Annotated in this window: 2 protein-coding genes and 1 pseudogene; all 3 read left to right on the forward strand. The window is 57.0% G+C overall.

Annotation, left to right across the window (positions count from 1 at the left end):
• A partial coding sequence (locus DL240_RS19475) for an RHS repeat domain-containing protein (RefSeq protein ID WP_146618441.1) occupies positions 1–1,158 on the forward strand: 1,158 nt, incomplete at its 5' end.
• Between the two features lie 11 nt (positions 1,159–1,169).
• Positions 1,170–1,454 (forward strand): hypothetical protein, encoded by a 285-nt coding sequence (locus tag DL240_RS19840; RefSeq protein WP_146618442.1) that lies wholly within the window; start codon positions 1,170–1,172, stop codon positions 1,452–1,454.
• Positions 1,455–1,478: 24 nt separating this feature from the next.
• Positions 1,479–2,660: pseudogene (locus DL240_RS19480) on the forward strand (RHS repeat-associated core domain-containing protein); the annotation flags it as partial.

Raw genomic sequence — 2,660 nt, forward strand, 5'->3', positions numbered from 1 at the left:
GTGGGGCCGGATATATTCAACGCGCAGAAGCCGGCGGTGCGCTATGAGCTGGGCGACCACCTGGGCTCGTCGAGCGTGGTGGTCAGCGAGACGGGCGGGCTAATCAGCCGGGAGGAGTATCGGCCTTATGGGGAGTCGTCGTTCGGGTCGTATGCGAAGAAGCGTTATCGTTTTACGGGCAAAGAGCGCGACGAAGAATCCGGCCTCTACTACCACGGCGCGCGCTACTACTCGCCGTGGCTCTGCCGCTGGACAGCGCCGGATCCGGCGGGGATGGTGGATGGGGTGAATGTGTATGCGTATGTGCGGGGGAATCCGGTGCGGTTGGTGGATCCGGGGGGGATGGAGGGGGAGGAGAGCCAATCTACTTGTCTTCCAGTAGAAGGGTCGGATGTTGATCTCGCCATACGCGCAAGAGACGGCAAAGGATATCCAAACGCCGGTTATAGGGGTTTGGATGTCCCGAATGTTGCGGCGGATCAGGTACAGCGCGACATCGAACAGGATGAGTTTCGCGCACGGAGTGGAGAAGTATCGAGCCGAGAACCCGATATCGTGGATCTGGGCAATTCTCTCTTTGAAGTTGGTGTAGGGCTTGGCTTAGGCGGTTTACGTAGTTTAGAGGAAGCATGGCACGGAACCCTTGGCAATCCTGGCCATCATGAAACGCCAGAGAGTAGAGTTCGTGAGCCGGAAACTCCAGAGGAAGAGCTTGGTGATGCTTTATCAATATTTTTTCCTATTGGTATTCGTGGTGGTGGTTCACGTGGCGCAGGAGGAGTACCCACAAATTCGATTAGATCGAATGTACGGCGGGAAAAGTCGGTAGAGAGTTCGAGAGAATATGCACGTCAATTTGCCAGTTCACCGGAGAGAGAGCAGGTTTTAGAGCGAGTGATTCAAGATGATGGTTTGCTCAATATGAGTCAGACGATACAGAGCCAGTTTGAACCTGGAGGAAGCCGTTCCTTTATCACAAATGAAGCTATGTTGACTGCGATTGGGACTGGTCGACGAGAAATAGACCCTAAAAAGTCGGCGGATCATTTTATGTATTATATCCCGGCATCTCATAGAAATCACTCTGGGACTTTAGAAGTGTTGGTTCATGAGCCCTCCGGTCAAATTCGACATGTTCTGTTCCGAAGGCAACGATAGAGAGAGTTTTTATGGGAAATGAAAAGAACTTGATCAACTTGATGGAAGCTGTTTTGTCTGAGAATATTTCAGTTGAGCGCTTCCGAGGACAATACGAAAATTTTTGGAATTTTGAATTGGAAACTGATAATTTGTCCACGCTTGAGTGTAAAGTTTTTGAGGAGGTTTTTGACGTTGTTGTTTGGTATAGTCCGTTTCCTGAAGAACGGGCCCAGATTCCAAACTATGTCGACGAAGCGACTGTACTTAGGGCAGTGGAAGATGCGCTTTCTAAGTTGTGTGAAGATGAACGATGAAAATAAGATGAGAAGAGCTTTCGGCTTCGGCGGTTGAGGGCTGAAATGTTTCAGCGCAGCGTCAGCGGGGACACGCGGACGTACAGCTCCCTGGGGGGCAAGCTGCAGGACCTGCGTTACGCCTACGACGGGGTGGGCAACATCCAAGCGATTGAGAGTCGGGGGACGGAGCTGGGCATTGAGCCCGGGGACTTTGCGTATCTTGGTGAGGCGACGTGGGGGAGCTTTTCGGCGGACTCGCTGCTGCGGCGTTTTGAGTATGACGCGCTCTACCGGTTGACGCGGGCGACGGGGCGAGAGCGCAAGGGGGTGGAGCCGATATTCTGGGGGAATCAGGTTCCGGGTGGGTCGAGTGTGGAGGAGACGCGGCCGTATATCGAGCATTATAGTTATGACAAGACCGGCGGGCTGGTGGAGAAGCGGCACGAGTACGCGCTCGCGGCAACTAGCGGGGTGGCGCAGTGGAAGCGGACCTATCAGATGGATGCGGCCTCCAACCGCCTGGTCGCGATGGGGCTGGGCGGCGAGTCGCGGGGGTATACCTACGACGGGGGGGGGAACCTGGTGCAGGAGAATAGCGAGCGTCACTACGAGTGGGACCACGCCGGGCGGTTGCGGGCGTTTCGGGTGCAGGCGGCGGGGAGTCCGGCGTCGAGCTACGGGGCGTACGGGTATGATGGGACCGGGCAGCGTGTGCAAAAAGTCTCGATTCGCGGCGGGGTGGCGCATGCGACGGTGTATGTGGACGGGATCTTTGAGCACCATCAGATCCTCGATGGAACCTCGGCGCCGGCGCAGGCCAATGAGCTGCACGTAATGGACGATGCCTCGCGGGTGGCGAGTCGGCGAGTGGGGCCGGATATATTCAACGCGCAGAAGCCGGCGGTGCGCTATGAGCTGGGCGACCACCTGGGCTCGTCGAGCGTGGTGGTCAGCGAGACGGGCGGGCTAATCAGCCGGGAGGAGTATCGGCCTTATGGGGAGTCGTCGTTCGGGTCGTATGCGAAGAAGCGTTATCGTTTTACGGGCAAAGAGCGCGACGAAGAATCCGGCCTCTACTACCACGGCGCGCGCTACTACTCGCCGTGGCTCTGCCGCTGGACAGCGCCGGATCCGGCGGGGATGGTGGATGGGGTGAATGTGTATGCGTATGTGCGGGGGAATCCGGTGCGGTTGGTGGATCCGGGGGGGATGGAGGGGGAGGAG

It is taken from the genome of Lujinxingia litoralis (assembly GCF_003260125.1).
GTDB classification, from domain to species: domain Bacteria; phylum Myxococcota_A; class Bradymonadia; order Bradymonadales; family Bradymonadaceae; genus Lujinxingia; species Lujinxingia litoralis.